Annotated in this window: 16 protein-coding genes; 6 read left to right on the top strand and 10 right to left on the bottom strand. The window is 71.7% G+C overall.

Annotated elements, in window-relative coordinates:
- Nucleotides 1-91: 91 nt before the first annotated feature.
- From ACTWQA_RS07190 to ACTWQA_RS07150, 9 genes are all read right to left on the bottom strand, one after another.
- Nucleotides 92-502: a hypothetical protein gene (locus ACTWQA_RS07190; RefSeq protein WP_443158474.1), complete on the bottom strand. Its 411-nt coding sequence runs from the start codon at nucleotides 500-502 to the stop codon at nucleotides 92-94.
- Nucleotides 503-707: 205 nt separating this feature from the next.
- Nucleotides 708-2,153 (bottom strand): aldehyde dehydrogenase, encoded by a 1,446-nt coding sequence (locus ACTWQA_RS07185; RefSeq protein WP_443158473.1) that lies wholly within the window; start codon nucleotides 2,151-2,153, stop codon nucleotides 708-710.
- Nucleotides 2,153-3,259, bottom strand: a complete 1,107-nt coding sequence (locus ACTWQA_RS07180; RefSeq protein WP_443158472.1) for an NAD(P)-dependent alcohol dehydrogenase — start codon at nucleotides 3,257-3,259, stop codon at nucleotides 2,153-2,155. The genes ACTWQA_RS07185 and ACTWQA_RS07180 overlap by 1 nt, the downstream gene beginning before the upstream one ends.
- Nucleotides 3,260-3,325: 66 nt before the next feature.
- Nucleotides 3,326-5,020 carry a sigma-54-dependent Fis family transcriptional regulator gene (locus ACTWQA_RS07175; protein ID WP_443158471.1) on the bottom strand — a complete coding sequence of 565 codons (1,695 nt, stop codon included), beginning with the start codon at nucleotides 5,018-5,020 and terminating at the stop codon, nucleotides 3,326-3,328.
- A gap of 31 nt (nucleotides 5,021-5,051) precedes the next feature.
- Nucleotides 5,052-5,756, bottom strand: coding sequence for an ABC transporter ATP-binding protein (locus ACTWQA_RS07170; protein ID WP_443158470.1), 705 nt, complete (start codon nucleotides 5,754-5,756; stop codon nucleotides 5,052-5,054).
- Nucleotides 5,753-6,529, bottom strand: a complete 777-nt coding sequence (locus ACTWQA_RS07165; protein ID WP_443158469.1) for an ABC transporter ATP-binding protein — start codon at nucleotides 6,527-6,529, stop codon at nucleotides 5,753-5,755. The genes ACTWQA_RS07170 and ACTWQA_RS07165 overlap by 4 nt, the downstream gene beginning before the upstream one ends.
- Nucleotides 6,526-7,524, bottom strand: a complete 999-nt coding sequence (locus tag ACTWQA_RS07160) for a branched-chain amino acid ABC transporter permease (RefSeq protein WP_443158468.1) — start codon at nucleotides 7,522-7,524, stop codon at nucleotides 6,526-6,528. Before ACTWQA_RS07160 ends, ACTWQA_RS07165 begins: the two co-directional genes overlap by 4 nt.
- Nucleotides 7,521-8,393: a branched-chain amino acid ABC transporter permease gene (locus tag ACTWQA_RS07155; RefSeq protein WP_443158467.1), complete on the bottom strand. Its 873-nt coding sequence runs from the start codon at nucleotides 8,391-8,393 to the stop codon at nucleotides 7,521-7,523. Before ACTWQA_RS07155 ends, ACTWQA_RS07160 begins: the two co-directional genes overlap by 4 nt.
- Nucleotides 8,390-9,583, bottom strand: a complete 1,194-nt coding sequence (locus tag ACTWQA_RS07150) for an ABC transporter substrate-binding protein (RefSeq protein ID WP_443158466.1) — start codon at nucleotides 9,581-9,583, stop codon at nucleotides 8,390-8,392. The genes ACTWQA_RS07155 and ACTWQA_RS07150 overlap by 4 nt, the downstream gene beginning before the upstream one ends.
- 293 nt (nucleotides 9,584-9,876) lie before the next feature.
- Here ACTWQA_RS07150 and ACTWQA_RS07145 point away from each other — a divergent pair, with 293 nt between their 5' ends.
- The 3 genes from ACTWQA_RS07145 to boxB are packed head-to-tail and all read left to right on the top strand — an operon-like array spanning nucleotide 9,877 to nucleotide 13,771.
- The gene (locus tag ACTWQA_RS07145) at nucleotides 9,877-10,734 is read left to right on the top strand and encodes a 3-hydroxyacyl-CoA dehydrogenase family protein (RefSeq protein ID WP_443158465.1); all 858 of its coding nucleotides are present in this window, start codon (nucleotides 9,877-9,879) and stop codon (nucleotides 10,732-10,734) included.
- On the top strand, nucleotides 10,731-12,269 hold the full coding sequence (paaZ, locus tag ACTWQA_RS07140) for a phenylacetic acid degradation bifunctional protein PaaZ (RefSeq protein ID WP_443158464.1): 1,539 nt from the start codon (nucleotides 10,731-10,733) through the stop codon (nucleotides 12,267-12,269). The genes ACTWQA_RS07145 and paaZ overlap by 4 nt, the downstream gene beginning before the upstream one ends.
- Nucleotides 12,270-12,292: 23 nt before the next feature.
- Entirely contained in the window at nucleotides 12,293-13,771 is a 1,479-nt protein-coding gene (boxB, locus tag ACTWQA_RS07135) for a benzoyl-CoA 2,3-epoxidase subunit BoxB (RefSeq protein WP_443158463.1), read from the top strand.
- Between the two features lie 6 nt (nucleotides 13,772-13,777).
- Here boxB and ACTWQA_RS07130 read toward each other — a convergent pair whose 3' ends face one another.
- Entirely contained in the window at nucleotides 13,778-14,683 is a 906-nt protein-coding gene (locus ACTWQA_RS07130; RefSeq protein WP_443158462.1) for a PaaX family transcriptional regulator, read from the bottom strand.
- A 160-nt stretch (nucleotides 14,684-14,843) separates the two neighbouring features.
- On the opposite strand from ACTWQA_RS07130, the gene boxC reads away from it, so the two are divergent.
- The 3 genes from boxC to ACTWQA_RS07115 are packed head-to-tail and all read left to right on the top strand — an operon-like array spanning nucleotide 14,844 to nucleotide 19,008.
- Nucleotides 14,844-16,490 carry a 2,3-epoxybenzoyl-CoA dihydrolase gene (boxC, locus tag ACTWQA_RS07125; protein ID WP_443158461.1) on the top strand — a complete coding sequence of 549 codons (1,647 nt, stop codon included), beginning with the start codon at nucleotides 14,844-14,846 and terminating at the stop codon, nucleotides 16,488-16,490.
- Nucleotides 16,491-16,492: 2 nt separating this feature from the next.
- Complete coding sequence (locus ACTWQA_RS07120) at nucleotides 16,493-18,034, top strand: benzoate-CoA ligase family protein (protein ID WP_443158460.1); 1,542 nt, start codon at nucleotides 16,493-16,495, stop codon at nucleotides 18,032-18,034.
- Entirely contained in the window at nucleotides 18,031-19,008 is a 978-nt protein-coding gene (locus ACTWQA_RS07115; RefSeq protein WP_443158459.1) for an NAD(P)/FAD-dependent oxidoreductase, read from the top strand. Before ACTWQA_RS07120 ends, ACTWQA_RS07115 begins: the two co-directional genes overlap by 4 nt.
- Nucleotides 19,009-19,021 lie beyond the last annotated feature (13 nt).

The following is a 19,021-nucleotide window of genomic DNA, read 5'->3' as shown; positions in this document are numbered from 1 at the left end:
GGAATCCTTGGCCGACAACCGAACTATGTCAAGGAAATCTTTGGAATAAGGGGCAGATTACCGGTCCTCGGGGGTTCTCGCGTTTTGTTGATCAGGCCGCCGAGTACGGCTTGGCGTTGTTGAAGGCCGAGGAGATCGTGGCCGACCACGAACGGAGGGTCGGCCCACTGTCCGACGAGGTCATGACGGAAGCCAGGCGGGCGTGGTCCGCAGAGTAAGGCGCGCGGACGTTCAGTTCCCCACGCCCATGCTCGTGCTCGACGCCCAGTCGTTCTCCCTGCTCGGTGAGGACGATCCCCGAATCGTTGCCCGGATAGCCATTGCCAGGGATGACGGTTTCATTCCGGCGATCAGTGCCGTGACGCTGGCTGAGGTGCGTCGTACCGGAGCGGTCGGAAAGCTTCTCATCTGGCAGCGCGCGCACCTGACCGTGCTGCCCGTGACGGAAGGAGTTGCGGACCTGGCCGGCTTGTTGCTGGATGACGCCGGCTTGGACGGGCACGAGTGCGTAGTAGATGCCTTGGTAGTGGCCTCCGCGGCAAGGGGCAGCGGACCTGCGAAGGTGGTCTCAAGCGACGGTTCGCACATTCCCAAGCTAGTCGCCGCTGCCCGCCTCAGACGTGACTCGCCAATAGGTTGGGTACCGGTCTAAGTCCGCCCGACCGTGGCCGCCCGCCGGCGAACAGGCGGGCGGCTGGCGTGGGGCGTCACACGTACACGGTCTGGATCTGCTGGTAGCCGGCCAGTCCCTCGGGGCCGAGTTCCCGGCCGAGGCCGCTGGCCTTGACGCCGCCGAAGGGGGCGGCGGGGTCGGGGATGTAGCGGTTGACCCCGATGGTGCCGGTACGGACCCGGTGGGCGACGGCGGCGCCGCGTTCGGGGTCGCTGGTCCACACCGTGCCGCCGAGCCCGAAGTCGGAGTCGTTGGCGATGCGGACGGCGTGGTCGACGTCGTCGTACGGGATGAGGGACAGGACGGGCCCGAAGATCTCCTCCTGGGCGATGACGGAGCCGTTGTCCACGTCGGCGAAGACGGTCGGCTGCACGAACCAGCCACGGTCCAGCCCGGAGGGGCGTCCGCCGCCGACCGTGATCCGGGCCCCTTCGCCACGCCCCTTGGCGATGTACGACTCGACCCGGTCGCGCTGCCGGGCGGTGGCCATCGGCCCGATCTGGGTCGCGGGGTCACCGGCGTCGCCCACGGTCAAGGAGCCGGCCAGGGCCGTGAAGGCGTCGACGACCTCGGTGTACCGGCTGCGCGGGGCCAGGACCCGCGTGCCGAGGAAGCATGTCTGGCCGTTGTTGAGCAGCGTGGACCCGAACAGCCCTTCGCCGATCTTGGCCAGGTCCAGGTCCGCGTCGTCGAGCACGATCGCCGCGGACTTGCCGCCGAGCTCCAGCGTGACCGGGCGCAGCAGCCGCCCGCAGGTCTCGGCGATCATCCGGCCGGCCGCGGTGGAGCCGGTGAAGGCCACCTTGTCCACGTTCGGGTGGGCGACCAGATACGCTCCGACCTCGCGTCCGCCGGGGACGATGTTGACGACTCCGGCGGGGACGCCGGCCTCCTCCATGGCCTCGGCCAGCAGGTAGGCGTCCAGGACGGTCTCCGGCGACGGCTTGATGACGAGCGTGCACCCGGTCGCCATCGCCGGCGCGATCTTGAACATGGTCAGCGCCTGCGGGAAGTTCCACGGCACGATGGCCGCCACCACGCCGACCGGCACCCGCCGCACCTGGATCGAGCCGCCGAACAGTCCGTCCCTGGTCTCGGTGAACTCGGCCGCGCGGGCCAGCCCGGCGTAGTACCGCAGTACGGCGCTGGGGTAGCCGGTCTCCAGCTGGCGGGCCACGGCGACCGGCATGCCGTTCTGGGCGCTGACCCGCTCCACGAAGCCGTCGGCCCGCCGGTCGATGGCGTCGGCCAGGCGGTCCATGACGTCGGCGCGCCGGGCGGGCTCCCAGCTCGCCCAGCCGGACGGGTCGTCGAAGGCCCGCCGGGCGGCGGCGACGGCCGCGTCGATGTCGGCCTCGGCGCCCTCGGGGACCTGGCCGAGCGGCTCCTCGGTGCTGGCGTTGACCGGGGTGATCACTCGGTCCGTGGCGGGGTTGACCCAGCTGCCGCCGATGAAGAAGGTGTCGTAGCGGAGGTTCATCAGCGCGCTCCAAAGGTCAGGACGGGCTTGAGGGTGGTGCCCTTCTCGGAGTCCTCGACCGCCTGGTTGATGTCCTCGAAGGCGTACGTCTTGATCAGCTTGTCGAACGGGAACCGGCCCTGCTGGTATAGGTCGACGAGCTTGGGGATGAACTGGCGCGGCACGCTGTCGCCCTCGACGATGCCGCGTACACTGCGGCCGAACAGCAGCGAGGACATGTCGAGCGAGACCTCGGTGCCGAGCGCGGCGGCGCCGATGAGGCCGCAGGTGCCGCCCTGGTTGAGCGCGTCGGCCGCCTGCCGGAGCACGGCGGGCACCGCGGTGGTCTCCACCGTGTAGTCCACGCCGAGGCCGCCGGTGAGGCCGCGGAGCCGCTCCACCGTGTCGCCCGCGGCCGCGTTGATGATGTGCGTGGCGCCCACCTGCTCGGCCAGCTCCAGTCGCTGGTCGTTCAGGTCGATGGCGACGATGGTGGTGCAGCCCGCGACGGCGGCGGCCATGACGGCGCTGATGCCGACCGAGCCCGCACCGAAGACCGCGATGCTGCTGCCCGCGGGCGGCTTGAGCGAGTTGAGCACACCGCCGGCGCCGGTCTGGATGCCGCAGCCGAGCGGGCCGAGCAGCTCCAACGGCGCGTCCCGGTCCACCTTCACGACGTTACGCTCGGTGGCCAGGGCGTAGGTGGCGAACGCCGATTGGCCGAAGAAGACGCCGTGCACGTCGCCGGAGTCCCGGTGCAGCGTCATGCTGCCGTCGCCGCGCGAGCCCGCGAAGTTGAAGGCGAAGAACTGGTCGCAGTACGCCGGACGGCCCTGGTCGCACATGCGGCAGGAGCCGCAGGAGTTGAACGTGAGCACGACGTGGTCGCCGGGGGCGACGTAGGTGACGCCGTCGCCGACGGCCTCCACGACGCCCGCGCCCTCGTGGCCGAGCACGGCGGGCAGGGGCACCGGGTACCACTGGTCGCGGACGATCAGGTCGGTGTGGCAGACGCCGGAGCTCACCATCCGCACGACGACCTCGCCCGGCCGCGGGTCGTCCAGTTCGAGGGGGGTGAGGGCGAAGGGAGCGCCTTTGGTCTCGGTCAGTGCCGCGGTGATGCGCACGTTACGACTCCTTTGCCGGTGGGTTTCTCACCGGCAACATATGGCGGCATCCGCCCGGTGCACTGTTCAACTATTGGACACGGTGATCTGCAGGGCGCGCATCCGGCTGTAGAGCGTCGTCCGGCTGATGCCGAGCCGCTGCGCGGCACGCAGCTTGTTGCCGTCGTACTCGCGCAGGGCGGCGGCGATGGCGTCGTGCTCGGCCCGCTCCAACGGTGTCATCCGCCCCCGCCGCGGGCTGACCTGGTAACTCTCGGGCAGGTCGCGCGGTGTCACGTCACCGGCCGAGCGATGTGCCACGACCACGCCGATCACCGCGCGCAGCTCACGCAGGTTGCCCGGCCACGGGTGCGCGGCCAGGGCCGCGAGCGCCGCGGGCGTGAACCGCACCCGGTCGCCCACGCCGAGGTCGTCGAGCATGGCCCGCACCAGCCCCGGCAGGTCATGGGGACGGTCGCGCAGGACCGGCAGCTCGACCCGGGAGGAGCACCCGGCCGCGAGCGCCGCCGCGTCCCCGGCGAGCTCGGCGAACGGGGCCCCGGTCAGGAGGATCCGCCCCGCTGCTTGCCCACTGGGGGCTCGCTCGATGAGCCGCCGCAGCCGGACCGCGCACGCACCGGGCAGCACGTGCGCGTCTTCCACGAGCAGCAGGCCGGAGGCACAGGCCTGCTCCAGGGCCGCCAGCCACGCGGCCTCGCCCTGGACGGCCGCCTCCGAGGCGTCGAGCGTGACGAACCCGGTCTCCCCGGCCAGCGACCTCGCCGTGGTCGTCCGTCCGGTCCCCGGCTCTCCGCCGATGTAGACCGAGGCGCCCGAGGCGCTTGTGGAGGCCACGGCGCCCGTGGAGACCCAGGCGCGCGCCGGTGCGGCGGAAGGCCGCGTGCCGCCGCCGATGAGCGGCCGGGCCTCGCCGGGGTCGGTGAACTCGAACAAGGTCCCGTCCGCGGTGGCGGCGATGGCCTTGAGACGGACGTGCAGGTGACGCCCCGACGACAGCTCGATCGCGCGCTCCTCGTGCCAGTGGTGGCGCCCGAGGTCGGCCGCCAGCTCGCGCAGCCGCAGGTGGTCGATCGGGTCGAGAAGTTCGACCGCCGCGGGGTTCGCGAGCACCACGCCCTCGCCGAGCACCAGCACCGGCCGGTTGCGGCCGGCCGCGGCCGCCTGGAAGGCGGCGAGCATGTGCTGCTCGGCCCGGCGCGCGCTGAGCAGCAGCCGCTCCTCGATGTCGCTCACGGCCCGCGCGAGGAACGGGCCCAGCAGCGGGGAGTCGTTCTCGGCCAGGCAGGTGATGTCGAGCACGCCCTCCAGCCGGCGCGTCGCCGGGTGCCTGATCGGATGGCCGTAGCAGCTGAACCGTTTGAACGGCTCCAGGTAGTGCTCCTCGCCGTGCACCGCGAGGCCGTGGCGCAGCTCGTACACCGTGGCGATCGAGTTGGTCCCGGTGGTCTCCTCCATGAAGACCCCGCCGGCCACTACGCCCAGCGCCTCCAGCCGGCTGCGCAGCGTACGCGCCCCGAGGGGCACGTCCACCAGCCGCGACTCCCGGTCGGCGAGGATCACGCAGTAGTCGGTGTCGCCGAGCTGCTCGGCGAGCTGCTCCAGGACCGGCTGGGCGGCGGCGACGAGGCGGCTGCGCGGGTCGACCTCGCCGGGCTCGATGCGCAGATCGGGCGCCTCGGGCTCGAGGCCGCTCATCCGGCACCGTCGCCATGACAGCGCGATCTCGGGACGCAGGCTCGGTGCGATGTCGCTGGTACGCACGGCGACCTCCGATAGGGCCGGGTGGACGTGGTCAGCCCACGCCGAGGAGGGCGTGGGCGCGGGCGCGATCCGCCCGGAAGTCCGCGGTGGAACTCCGATGCACGATGCGCCCCTTCTGCATGACCGCCACCTCGTCCGCCAGGCGGAAGGCCAGGTGCAGGTCCTGCTCGACGAGCACGGCCGCGATGCCCTCGCCGCGTAGCCCCTCCAGCAACTCGGCGACCTGGTCGACGACCGCGGGCGCGAGGCCGTCGGACGGCTCGTCGAGCAGTAGCAGGCGCGGGTTGCGCAGCAGCGCGCGGCCGATGGCCAGCATCTGCTGCTCGCCGCCGGACAGCTGGTCGCCGCGGTTGCCGCGGCGCTCGGCGAGCCGCGGCATCAGCTCGTAGATCCGCTCCGGCGTCCAGCCGTCCTGCCCGCGCCCGGACGCGATGCGCAGGTTCTCCGCCACGGTGAGCGGCGCGAACACGCGGCGGCCCTGGGGGACGATCGCCACGCCGCTGCGGGCGACCACGTGCGCGGCCGCCCCCGCGAGCTCCCGGTCACCGAGGCGGATGCTGCCGGAGTACGGCTTGAGCATGCCCATGACGGTGTGGACGAAGGTGCTCTTGCCCGCACCGTTGCGGCCCAGCAGGGCCACGACGCCGCTGGCGGGCACGGTGAGGTCGACGCCGTCGAGCACCGTGCTGCCCGCGTAGCCGGCGCGCAGGTCGCGCACGGTCAGCAGGTCCGTCATCGGAGACCTCCCGGGAAGAGCTCGTCGGTTCTGGCGGAGCCGAGATAGGCGCGTCGCACCTCGTCGTCGGCCTGGATCTCCTGCGGGGTACCGGTGGCCAGGACGCGTCCCAGGTGCAGGACGGTGATGCGATCGGCCAGGCGGAACACCACGTCGAGGTCGTGTTCGACGATGAGCAGGGTCAGCTCGTCCGGCAGTCGCTCCACCAGTGCCGCGAAGCGCTCGGTCTCGGCGGCGGACATCCCCGCGGTGGGCTCGTCGAACATGACGAGAGCCGGCTGCGCCGCGAGCACCATCGCCACTTCGAGCTGCCGGCGTTCGCCGTGGGACAGGTCGGCGGCCCGGTCGCCGGCCCGCCCGGCCAGCCCCACCGATTCCAAGTGGCGGCGGGCTTCGGCTTCGGTGCGCAGGAAACGCCGCGCGGCCCGGTCGAACCGGTACGCCACCCGGTGGACGCGCTGGACGGCGAGCGCGACGTTGTCCAGCACCGAGCAGTTCAGGAAGAGGCTGGAATGCTGGTAGGTGCGCAGCAGCCCGCGCCGGGCCCGCTCGGACTCGGGCAGGGCGGTGACGTCCTGGCCGGCGAACATCACGCTTCCGCCGGTGGCCGGCAACGTGCCCGCCACGGTCGCGAACAACGTCGACTTGCCGGCGCCGTTCGGCCCGATGAGGGCGTGCCGCTCGCCCGGCGACACCGCCAGGTCGACGTGGTCCACGGCGGTGAGCGAGCCGTAGGCGCGGGTGAGCCCCCGCAGCTCCAGGAGAGGCGTCACGACGAGCGCTCCTTTCCGCGGCTTTTTCTGCGACGAACGCCGGCCAGCCCGCGCGGCATGACGAAGACGACCGCGACGAACAGCAGACCCAGCAGCAGCGGGCCGTGCCCGTCGATGGAGGCCGACAGGTTGTCGCGCACCAGCAGCACAAGGGCCGCGCCCAGGCACGGTCCCCACAGGCTGCCCGACCCGCCGATGACGACGCTGAGCAGGGCGAGCGCCGCGACCTCGAAACCCAGGTCCCCGGGCGAGACGAACCGCGCCTGCGCCACCCACAACGCGCCACCGGCTCCCGCGACGGCCCCCGCCAGGCAGAACACGCCATACCTGGCGAGCGCGGGACGGTAGCCGAGCGCCCGCATCCGGGCCTCGTTGTCGCGTACGCCGCGCAGCGTCCTGCCGTACGGGGACCGGACGACCAGCGCGACCGCCGCGAAGAGGACGACCGCCACCGCCAGCACCCACCAGTAGACGAACCCGCTGGCCAGCAGCGGAGCGCCGAACAGGTTGATCGGCGGCATCCCCGCCAGGCCGTTGCTGCCGCCCACGGCCGACCAGGTGTCGGCCACTTGATGCACCGACTCGCCGATGGCCAGCGTCAGCATGAGGAAGACGATGCCCCGGGCCCGCACGGCGACCCACCCGGTGGCGGCCGCGGCGATCAGCCCGGCTGCGAGCCCGGCGACCACCTGCACCATCGCGTCCGAGGTGAGGTGGAGGCCGATGAGCACGGCCGTGTAGGCGCCCACGCCGAAGTAGGCGGCCTGCCCGAGCGTGGGCAGGCCGGCGACCCCGGTGAGCAGGTCGACGCTGAGCACCAGCACCGCGAAGGCCAGCATGCGCGTCATCGTGGTCACCGGGTACGCCCCCAGCACCACCGGCGCCGCCACCAGCACCGCGAGGACGGCGGCGACGAGCACGACCTTGCGCGGCGAGGAGCGGGTCACCTCGGGAGTCACGGTCTCCGTCCGTTCCATGGTGGTGGTGACCTTCACGCGCGCACCGCCCCGCCGGCGGGCAGCAGACCGGCCGGGCGCAGCAGGAGCACCAGACCCATCGCGGCGAAGATCAGGAAGGACGCGTACTCCGGCAGCAGCGAGGTGCCGAGCGCCTGCACCTGCCCGATCAGGACGGCGCCGAGCAGCGCACCCCGGACCGAGCCGAGACCGCCGATGACCACCACGACCAGCGCCAGCAGCAACACCTTCTCGTCCAGGCCAGGCTGGGCGCCCAGGATCGGCCCGGCCAGCACCCCGCCGACCGCCGCCAGCCCGGCGCCCGCCGCGAACACCCCCACCAGCACGCGTCCGGTGTTGATGCCCAGCGCCGACACCATGCCGCGGTCGGCGACGGTCGCGCGGATCACCGAGCCGAGCACGCTCCGCTCGACCAGGACGTAGACCGCGACCGCCAGCACCACCCCGAACCCGATCACCAGCAGCCGGTAGACCGGGTAGGTCTCGCCGAACACGACGACGCTCCCCGCGACCGGGGCAGGCGCGGCGATGGAGTGCACGTCGTTGCCGAAGAAGATCGACAGCAGCTCGGCGACCACGAGGGAGACGCCGAGCGTGAGCAGCGCCTGGTCGAGATGGTGCGGCGTGGCCCGGGTCAGGCCCGCGAGCACGCCGCCCAGCACCGCCCCCAGCACGGCGGCGAGCAGCACCGCCAGGACGAAGGCCGCCAGGCCGGCGCCATCGGCGACCAGCGCCACCGCGACGTAGGCGCCGACCAGGTAGACCGCGCCGTGCGCGAGATTGAGCACGTCCATCATGCCGAACACCAGGGACAATCCCAGCGCGATGGCGAACAGCAGCGAGCCCATCGCCAGCCCGTTGAGCACGCTGACTAGATGGCCGGTCATTGTGTCCCGCTGAGCGGGCCGACGACCGCGTTGACGACGGCGCCGCCGCTGGACTTGACCTCGCGCAGGTAGTACGCCTGCTGGGGGTCGTGGTTGGCGTCGAAGCTCCACTGGCCGCGCGGGCTGTCGACGGGACCGACGCCGCCCAGCGCCTTGACCAGCTCGTCACCGCTCCCGCTCGGCGCGTTCGCGAGGGCCTTGTCGAGCACGGCCGCGGAGTCGTAGGCCTGCACCGCGTACACCGTGGGCGCCTCGTTGTAGGCCTTGCGGTAGGCGGCCACGAACTCCTTGTTGCGCGGGCTGTCCAGCTCCGTGGAGTAGTGCAAGGAGGTCTTCACGCCGACCGCCGCCTCGCCCTGCGCGTCCAGCACGCCGCCCTCGGTGAGGAAGCCCGTGGCGTACAGCGGTGTCTTGTCGGCCAGCCCGAACTGCCGGTACTGCTTGACGAAGTTGACCGCCTCGGCGCCCGCGTAGAAGCTGTAGACGGCCTTGGCGCCGGAGCCGCGGATCGCCGACAGGAACGGCTGGAAGTCCTGGGTCTTGCCGAACGGCGTGTACTTCTCGCCGGCGACCTTGCCGCCGGCCGCCTCGAACGTCTTGCGGAAGCCCGCGACCATCTCCTTGCCCGCGGCGTAGTCGGCGGCGATGAGGTAGACGCCGCCGTCGGTCTCCTTGGCCACCTCGGGGCCGAGCGCGGCCGCGACCTTGCCGTTGGAGAAGCTGGTACGCCAGACATAGTCGGATTTCTGGGCACCGGTGATGGCGTCGGCGCCGGCGTTGGCGATCAGCAGCAGCTTCTTGGACTCATGGAAGAAGTCCCGCAGGCCGAGCGCGGTGGCGGAGTTGACGACTCCGACGACCGCGGTCGCCTGATCCTGGGTCACCAGCTTCTGGGCGGCGGGCACTCCGGTCTGCGGCCCTTCGCCCTCATCGGCGGACACGACCTCGACCGTGCGCCCGCCCAGCTTGCCGCTGTGCTGGTCCAGGTAGAACTGGAATCCATTGCGCATGTCCTCGCCGAGTGGGGCGTAGACCCCCGACAGCGGCACCAGCAGACCTATCTTCACGGAGCCCGCGGTCGACTCGCCGCCGGACTGGGTCAGGCTCGAACCCGCACAACCCGACAGCGCGAGCAGGACGACGGCGGTGCCGGGTCGTAGCGTGTGGAGAACAGTAGAGAGAACACCCATGTGCGACTCCCGGGGGTGACGTCGGCGTCATTGCGCTGACACAGTGCGCACAGAATCCACAGATGAGTGTTGTGGCGTCAAGAGTCTGTAACAAATCGATACCTCGTTGAGCTGCGGGGCGTCAGGTGTGGATCGTGTCGGCGGGTCAGCTCGGCTCCCAGCCATGTCGGATCTAGTGTGTCGATGCAGGTCACGCTGGTGTGACGCGGCGTTGCGATGACACAATCTGCTACATAAGCCTTTCGCAACGCGATGAAAGTGTGGCAAGTTTGGGATGTGAGCGGAGGATTGCGATGACCCGTACGTTGCCGGATCGGTGCGGCGTGGTGGGCGGCGGGCGCATGGGCGCCGGCATCGCCCACGCCCTTCTGCTGGCCGGTTGTGAGATCACGCTGGTGGAGCGCGACGGGGAGGCCGCGGCCGCCGCCCGCGCCCGGGTGGCCCGCGCCGTCCGGGGCAGCGCCGAGCGTGGCCTGATCAAGGACGCCGACGAGCCGATGACCCGCCTGCACCCGGTCACCGGCGCCGCCGGCCTGGCCGGATGCGGGCTGGTGATCGAGGCGGTGCCCGAGGACCTCGACTTGAAGCTCGTCACCCTCCGCGCCGTCGAGGACGCCGTCGAGCCGGAGGCGGTCATCGCCTCCAACACCAGCAGCATCTCGCTCGACACCCTCGCCGAGGCGCTCGCCCGGCCAGGACGTTTCCTCGGGCTGCACTTCTTCAACCCCGTCCCGGCGAGCAAGCTCGTCGAAGTGGTGATCGCCTCCGCCACCGAACCCGCCCTGCGGGAGCGTGCCGCGGCCTGGGTGGAGGAGATCGGCAAGACCGCCGTGGTCGTCCGCGACTCGCCCGGCTTCGCCAGCAGCAGGCTCGGGGTCATCCTCGGCCTGGAGGCGATCCGCATGGTCGAGTCCGGCGTCGCCACGGCCGAGGACATCGACGCCGCGATGACGCTCGGCTATGGCCACCCGACAGGACCCCTGCGCCTCACCGACCTCGTCGGCCTGGACGTGCGGCTGGGCATCGCCCGCTATCTCGAACGCGAGCTGGGCCCCCGCTTCGCCCCGCCGGACCTGCTCGTCCGGCTCGTCGAGCAGGGCCATCTCGGACGCAAGACCGGCAAGGGCTTCTACGACTGGAGTGACGCATGACGTTGCCGAGCTATCTCGAAGGCGCCTGGCGCACCGGCGCCGGCGAAGGGACGCCCGTGGCCGACGCGGTCACCGGCGAGCTCGTCACCCGGGTCACCAGCGTCGGGCTCGACCTGGCCGCCGCGGTGACGTACGCGCGCCGCACCGGCCTGGCCGCGCTCGGCGAGCTGACCTTCCCGCAGCGGGCCGCCGCGCTCAAGGCCGCCGCCCTGGCACTGCAGGAGCGCAAGCAAGAGCTGTACGACCTGTCGGCGCGGGCCGGCGCCACGCGAAGGGACGCCGCGGTCGACGTGGACGGCGGCATCGGCACGGCCCTCGTCTACGCGAGCCTCGCCCGCAAGGGCCTGCCCGACCACACCATCATCGTCGAGGACGACCTGATCCCGCTCGGCAAGGGCGGCACGTTCGCGGGCCGGCACGTCCTCACCACGCCCCGCGGGATCTCCCTGCAGATCAACGCGTTCAACTTCCCGGTGTGGGGCATGCTGGAGAAGCTCGCCCCCGCGTTGCTCGCCGGGCTGCCGACGATCGTCAAGCCCGCCACCCCGACCGCGTACATCGCCGCGCACGCCGTGCGCATCATCGCCGACACGCTGCCGCCGGGGGCGATCCAGCTCGTCGCGGGAGGCATCCCCGGCCTGCTCGAGCTGCTCGGCGGGCAGGACCACATCGGGTTCACCGGGTCCGCGGCCACGGCCGCCCGGCTGCGGGCCGACCCCGCCGTCACGCGCCGCTCGGCCCGCTTCAACGCCGAGGCCGACTCGCTCAACTGCTCGGTCCTCGGCCCGGACGCCGTGCCCGGGCAGCCGGAGTTCGACCTGTTCGCCGATGCGCTCGTCACCGAGATGACGGTCAAAGCCGGGCAGAAGTGCACCGCCATCCGGCGCGCGTTCGTGCCCGCGCACCTCATCGACCCGGTGTCCGAGGCGGTCGAGGCACGGCTCGCGCGCGTCGTCGTGGGCGCGCCGGGCGCGGCGGGCGTGACGATGGGCGCGCTTGTCGGCCTCGCGCAGCGCGACGACGTCCGCGCCGCCGTCGCCCGCCTCTCCGAGGCCGGCTCCCTTGTGTGCGGTGACCCGCACAAGGTCGAGGTCGTCGGCGCCGACGCCGAACGGGGCGCGTTCCTGTCGCCGCTGCTGCTGCGCGCCGACGACGTGGACCGCCCCGAGCCCCATGAGGTGGAGGCGTTCGGCCCCGTGAGCACGCTCATGCCCTACCGCGACACCGCGCAGCTGGCGGAGCTGATCGCCCGGGGCGACGGCTCGCTGGCCGGGTCGGTCGTCTCCCACGACCGTGATTTCGTCCGGCAGGTCGTGCTCGGCGCGGCCGCCTGCCACGGCCGCCTCCTCGTGCTCGACCGCGACAGTGCGGGGGAGTCCACCGGGCACGGCACGCCCATGCCGCAGCTGGTTCACGGCGGACCCGGCCGCGCCGGCGGCGGCGAGGAGGAGGGCGGCCTGCGTGCCGTGCACGCCTACCTGCAGCGCACCGCCCTCCAGGGCGGCCCAGAGATTCTCGACGCGATCGTCAACTGAGACATGCAGACAGGAGAGCAGCGATGAGCACCGACTCCCGCACCGGCGCCGCCCCCGCGCCCAGCGGCCCCCTCAGCCGGGTCGACTACAGCGAGCGCATCCCCAACAACGTCAACCTGGCCGGTGACCGCCGCCTGCAGCGCGCGCTCGAAGGCTGGCAGCCGAAGTTCCTCGACTGGTGGAAGCAGCTCGGCCCGGCCCTGCCGACCAAGGACGTCTACCTGCGCACCGCCGTGGCGGTGGGCCGCGACGGGTGGGCGCACTTCGAGCACGTCCCGATGGATGAGTACCGCTGGGGCATCTTCCTGGCCGAGCGGGACCCCGACCGCAAGGTCAACTTCGGCAAGCACAAGGGCGAGCCGGCCTGGCAGGAGGTGCCCGGCGAGCACCGGGCCGACCTGATGCGCCTGATCGTCGTGCAGGGCGACACCGAGCCCGCCTCGGTCGAGCAGCAGCGCATCCTCGGCAACACCGCGCCCAGCATCTACGACCTGCGCAACCTCTTCCAGGTCAACGTGGAGGAGGGCCGGCACCTGTGGGCCATGGTCTACCTCCTGCACGCCTACTTCGGCAGGGAGGGGCGCGAGGAGGCCGAGCAGCTGCTCAAGCGCAACTCGGGCGACCTCGACTCGCCGCGGATCCTCGGCGCCTTCAACGAGGCGACCACGGACTGGCTGCAGTTCTTCATGTTCACGTACTTCACCGACCGGGACGGCAAGTATCAGCTCGGGACGTTGAAGGAGTCGGCGTTCGACCCGCTGGCGCGTACCTGCGAGTTCATGCTGAAGGAGGAGGCCCACCACATGTTCGTGGGCACCACCGGCGTGCAGCGGATTTTGGAGCGCACCGCCGAGCTCATGAAGGAGCACGGCACGGCCGACGTCCTCCCGCACGGCGGCATCCCGCTGGACATCATCCAGAAATACCTCAACTTCCAGTTCTCGGTGTCGATGGACCTGTTCGGCTCCGAGCAGTCCACCAACGCCGGCAACTACTACAGCTCCGGCCTGAAGGGCCGGTGGATGGAGACCCGGCGCAAGGACGACCACGTGCTGCTGGAGGCCACCCGCGAGCTGCGTTACGTCGAGGACGGCCAGATCAGGACGAAGACCGTGCCGATGCTCAGCGCGCTCAACCTCGACCTGCGCGACGAGTACGTCGCCGACTGCGCCAACGGCGTGCGCCGCTGGAACCAGGCGCTGGAGGACGCCGGGCTCAGCGAGCGACTGTACCTGCCGCACGAGGGCTTCAACCGCAAGGTCGGCGTGTACGCAGGACACCACGTGACCCCGCAGGGCGAGGTCATCGAGGAGGCCGCCTGGCAGGCCAGGATCGACGAGTGGCTGCCCACGCCGGCCGACCGCGAGGCGGTGGCGGGCCTGATGGTCCCCGAGTACGAGTACGGCAAGTTCGCCGGCTGGATCGCCCCGCCGAAGACCGGCATCAACGACCAGCCGGTCGAGTTCGACTACGTGCACCTCGCCGACGAGGGGCTCCTCTAGAAAGATCTAGGAGCGGGCGGCGGCGCCTTCGTCCATGCGGTCCCACTCGGCCTGGGCCCGCCGGTGCCACCGGTTGTGCAGGTCGTGGAAGACGGCCGCCGCCCGCGGGCCGGGCCAGTCGTGCTCGAGCAGCTCGGCGGGCAGGTCGGGATCGAGGAACGGGAAGCGCCGCCACTCCTGGATGAGCAGCACCTGGTTGACGAACGCGTCGCGGTCGGACTCGACGGGGAGGCCCTCGAAGCGTTCGATGAAGGCGAGGTAGCGCTTCTCCACGTCGTCGAGGTCCCACGCGGCGTTGATGAGTGTGGCGCTGTCGCCGATGCCCGCCGACGGACCGGTCCAGGCGTAGGCGCGGTCGGCGAGGTCGAGTTCGCGGATGACCTCCCGGACCGCGGCCTCCTTGGACGCGTCGGGGACGATCCAGAGCGTGGGGGAGGGCGAGCCGAGCCCGAGCCAGGTGAGCTTGGTGCGCAGGCGGTGGCGCAGCTGGCGCTGGGCCTCCGGCACCCCGGCCGTGAGGACCAGCCAGCGGCCGTCCCAGCCGTGCGGCCCGCGCATGAAGCCGTAGATGCGTTCGGTGCCCTCGCGCAGCAGCCGGTCGCCGGCCTCGGTCAGGTTCCAGCGCACCTTGCGGCCGTGCCGCACCGACGTGAGCAGGCCTTCGGCCGCGGTGCGGGACAGAGCCTGGCGCGCGGACTTCTCCTCGACGCCGAGGGCGCCGAGCGCGGTGACCAGGGTGCCCGTCCAGACCTCGCCGCTGCGCGGCAGCACGAACTCGCCGAGGACGGTCAGCAGCAGCGAGCGCGCACTGGCGCCGGTCGGGCGGCGCTCGGCCGCCTGGCCGGTCTCCGTGTGCGCGTCGCGCGGGGCCACGTCCGCCCTCCTGCCGTCAGTCTCGCTGGTGAGGCGCATTCTGCCAGGTTAGGCAAGCCTGCGCGTCGTGACGTACCGTTCCCCCAAAATGCTACAAACACTTGACGATACATCTGCGAAACGTCGAACATTGTAGGCGCAAGCCCCCCTGCACCTCCTGGAGCACGCATTGAGTGAAACAACGCATTCGGCTCCGCCGGTGGTTCGCTTCGCGACCTCCCCGGACCGTTACCGTCACTGGAAGCTCGAGGTGGACGGGGCGGTGGCCACCGTCACGCTGCGCGTGGACGAGCACGGCGGCCTGGTCCCCGGCTACGAGCTCAAGATGAACTCCTACGATCTCGGCGTCGACATCGAACTGTACGACCTCGCCCAGCGGCTGCGCTTCGAGCACCCGGAGGTCAAGGCGGTCGTGGTGACCGGCGGCCTGGAGCGCATGTTCTGCGCCGGGGCCAACATCAGGATGCTGGCACAGTCCACGCACGCCTGGAAGGTCAACTTCTGTAAGTTCACCAATGAGACCCGCAACGGCATCGAGGACGCGACCGAGCACTCCGGCCAGACGTGGATCGCCGCGCTCAACGGCACCGCCGCCGGCGGCGGCTACGAGCTCGCGCTCGCCTGCGACCAGATCGTCCTCGTCGACGACGGTTCCTCGGCCGTCTCCCTGCCCGAGGTGCCGCTGCTCGGCGTGCTGCCCGGCACCGGCGGCCTGACCCGCGTCGTGGACAAGCGCCACGTGCGCAAGGACCGCGCCGACCTCTTCGCCACCAAGTCCGAGGGTTTCCGCGGCGGCACGGCCGTGGAGTGGGGCCTGGTGGACGCCTCCGTCCCGCGTAACGCCCTGGACGAGGAGGTCGCCAGGCGCGCCGCGGCCGCCGCGGCGACGTCCCAGCGGCCTTCGGGAGCGAAGGGCGTGGCGCTGACGCCGCTCGACCGCAAGGACGAAGGCGACGTGATCACCTACCCGTACCTGTCGGCGCGGATCGACCGGGCCGCCCGCCTCGTCGAGATCACCGTGACCGGCCCCCACGACGCCCCGCCGGCCGACCCCGCGGCCCAGGGCGCCGACTACTGGCCGCTCGCCGTGACGCGGGCGCTGGACGACCTCATCCTGCACCTGCGGACCAATGAGCTGGACCTGGGCATCTGGGTCCTGCGGGCGGCAGGCGACCACGAGCGGGTGCTGGCCTACGACGCCCAGCTGCGCGAGCTGGCCGGCGACTGGTTCGTCAACGAGGTGCGCCACTACTACAAGCGCACACTCAAGCGCCTCGACGTCACCAGCCGCAGCCTCATCGCCGTCATCGAGCCGGGCACGGCCTTCGCCGGGCTGCTGGCCGAGCTGGCCCTGGCCGCCGACCGGCAGTACATGCTGGAGGGCGTCTACGAGGACCGCGACGACGACGCCGTCCCCGCCACCATCGTGCTCACCCCGGCCAACGACGGCGACTACCCGATGGGCAACGGCCTGTCCCGCCTGCAGTCGCGCTTCTGGGGCCACGAGGAGGACCTGCAGGCCGTGCGCGCCAGGATCGGCGAGCCGCTGGACGCGGCCGCCGCGGTGGAGCTCGGCCTGGTCACGCTGGCCCTGGACGACATCGACTTCGAAGAGGAGCTGCGGATCGTCCTGGAGGAGCGCGCCTCGCTCTCACCCGACGCGCTGACCGGCATGGAGGCCAACCACCGCTTCGTCGGCCCCGAGACGCTGGAGACGAAGATCTTCGGACGGCTCACCGCCTGGCAGAACTGGATCTTCATCCGGCCGAACGCCTCCGGCCCCGACGGCGCCCTGCGCCGCTACGGCAGCGGCCGCAAGGGCGACTACGACCTCGGGCGGGTCTGACCATGACCGAGTTCAACGCGGGAACCTGGCTCGTCCACCGCCACGTCCAGGAGGGCCACGGCGGCCGGATGGCCGTGCGCGGCGCCGCCACCCTCACCTACGCCGAGCTGTCGGAGCTCGTCGGGACCGTCACCGCCGGGCTGCGCTCTCTCGGCCTGCGGCGCGACGACCGCGTCGTGTTCGTCACCAACGACGACGTGCCGATGTTCGCCGGGATCCTCGCCGCCTTCTGCGGCGGGTTCGTGGCCGTGCCCGTCTCCACCATGCTGGGGGCCAAGGAGCTCGGCACGATCATTGCCGACTCCGGCGCCGCCGTGGTCGTGGCGAGCGCCGACTACGCTCCCCAGGTCCAGGAGGCCCTCACCCTGGCGCCCGAAGTGCGCCACCTGGTGTGGGACGGCGACGCCCCGCCGGGCGACACGTCCATGACGTGGGCCGAGCTGCTCAAGGGGGGCGACGGCCAGTCGCGCGAGCCCGCCGTCACCCAGGAGGACTCCTGGGCCCTGTGGCTCTACACCTCCGGCACCACCGGCGTGCCCAAGGGCGCCATGCACCGCCACGCCAACATCCGGCACGTCTGCCAGACCTACGGCGACCAGGTGCTCGGCATCGGCCCCGGCGACGTCTGCTTCTCCATCGCCAAACTCTTCTTCGCCTACGGCATCGGCAACTCGATGTTCTTCCCGCTCTCGGCCGGGGCCTCGACAGTGCTGGAGCCGCGCCGCCCCAACCCCGCCGTGACGGCCTCGCGCATGGCCGCGGACCGGCCGACGTTGTTCTTCGCCGTCCCCACCTTCTACGCCGCGCTGCTGGCCGCCGACCTGCCCGAGGACACCTTCACGTCGGTACGCCTGGCCGCCTCGGCGGGGGAGGCGCTGCCCGCGCCGCTGCAGGAAAGGTTCACCGGGCGCTTCGGCGTCGAGGTCATCGACGGCATCGGCTCCACCGAGGCGCTGCACATCTTCCTGTCGAACCGGCCCGGTGAGGTGCGCCCCGGCACGACCGGCGTGCCGGTGCCCGGCTACGACATCGAGCTGCGCGACGCCGAAGGCGCGCAGGTGCCCGACGGCGTGCCGGGGGCGCTGTACGTACGCGGGGAGTCCATCGCCCTGGGCTACTGGCGGCGCACCGACGCCAGCCGCACCGTGTTCGCGGGCGAGTGGCTCAACACCGGCGACACGTACGTGCGGTCCCCGGACGGCTACTACACCTGCCTGGGCCGCAGCAACGACCTGCTCAAGGCGGGCGGCATCTGGGTCTCGCCGACCGAGGTCGAGAGCCGCCTGCTCGAGCACCCGCAGGTCGCGGAGGCGGCCGTGGTGGGCGTGGCGGACGAGAACGGGCTCGACAAGCCGGTGGCGTGTGTCGTCACCAGGGGAGAGGTCACCGCCGAGGAGCTCGTCCAGTGGTGCCGTGACGGGCTGGCCTCGTTCAAGCGACCCCGGCACGTGGTCTTCCTCGATCAGCTGCCGAAGACGGCGACCGGCAAGATCCAGCGGTTCAAGGTCCGCGAGCTCCTCGTCCAGCGGGAGGTACGCGGATGAGCGTGCTCGACGTCGACGTGCTGATCGTCGGGGCGGGTCCGGTCGGCCTGTTCGGCGCCTACTACGCCGGGGTGCGCGGGTTGCGCACCGCGGTCGTCGACTCGCTCAGCCAGGTCGGCGGCCAGGTCAGCGCCATGTACCCGGAGAAGGAGATCTACGACATCGCCGGGTTCCCCACCGTCTCCGGCCGCCGCCTCATCGCCAATCTGGTGGAGCAGGCGGCGCCGTACCGGCCCGCGTACGTGCTCGGCGAGGAGGCGCAGCGGCTCGAACACGCGCCCGGCGGCGTGCTGGTGGTGAAGACCAGCGGCGGGACCGAGATCACCGCCCGGGCGGTCGTCGTGACCGGCGGCATCGGCACCTTCACACCCCGCCCGCTCCCGGCCGGCGAAGAGTTCCTCGGCAGGGGCCTTGAGTATTTCGTGCCCGACGCCGCGGGCTACGCGGGCAAGGACGTGGTCGTCGTCGGTGGCGGCGACAGCGCGGTGGACTGGGCGCTCATGCTCCACCCCATCGCGAGCAGCGTCACGCTCGTGCACCGCCGTGCCGCCTTCCGCGCCCACCACGGCTCGGTCGAGCGGCTCAAGGCCGCGCCCGTGGAGATCGTCACCAACGCCCAGGTCACCGCCGCCCACGGCGGCGACCGGCTGGAACGCGTCGAGCTGAGCACGGGGGAGACCCTCCCGTGCGAGCGGCTCGTCGCGGCCCTCGGCTTCACCGCCAACCTGGGGCCGCTGCGCGAGTGGGGGCTCGACCTGCACGACAACCGCCACCTGGTCGTCGACTCGGCGATGCGCACCAACGTGCCCGGCATCTTCGCCGCCGGCGACATCGCCGACTACGACGGCAAGGTGCGGCTGATCGCGGTCGGGTTCGGCGAGGTGGCGACGGCCGTCAACAACGCCGCGGTGCACATCGACCCCGCCGCCCAGCTCTTCCCGGGGCACTCGACCGACAACCCCGCCCCGGTCTAGTTCAGGAGTTCTC

The organism is Nonomuraea sp. 10N515B (assembly GCF_052245915.1).
In the GTDB taxonomy this organism is placed as follows: domain Bacteria; phylum Actinomycetota; class Actinomycetes; order Streptosporangiales; family Streptosporangiaceae; genus Nonomuraea.
Note: the sequence above shows the minus strand (reverse complement) of the source record. Positions and strands in the feature narration are given on the sequence as shown.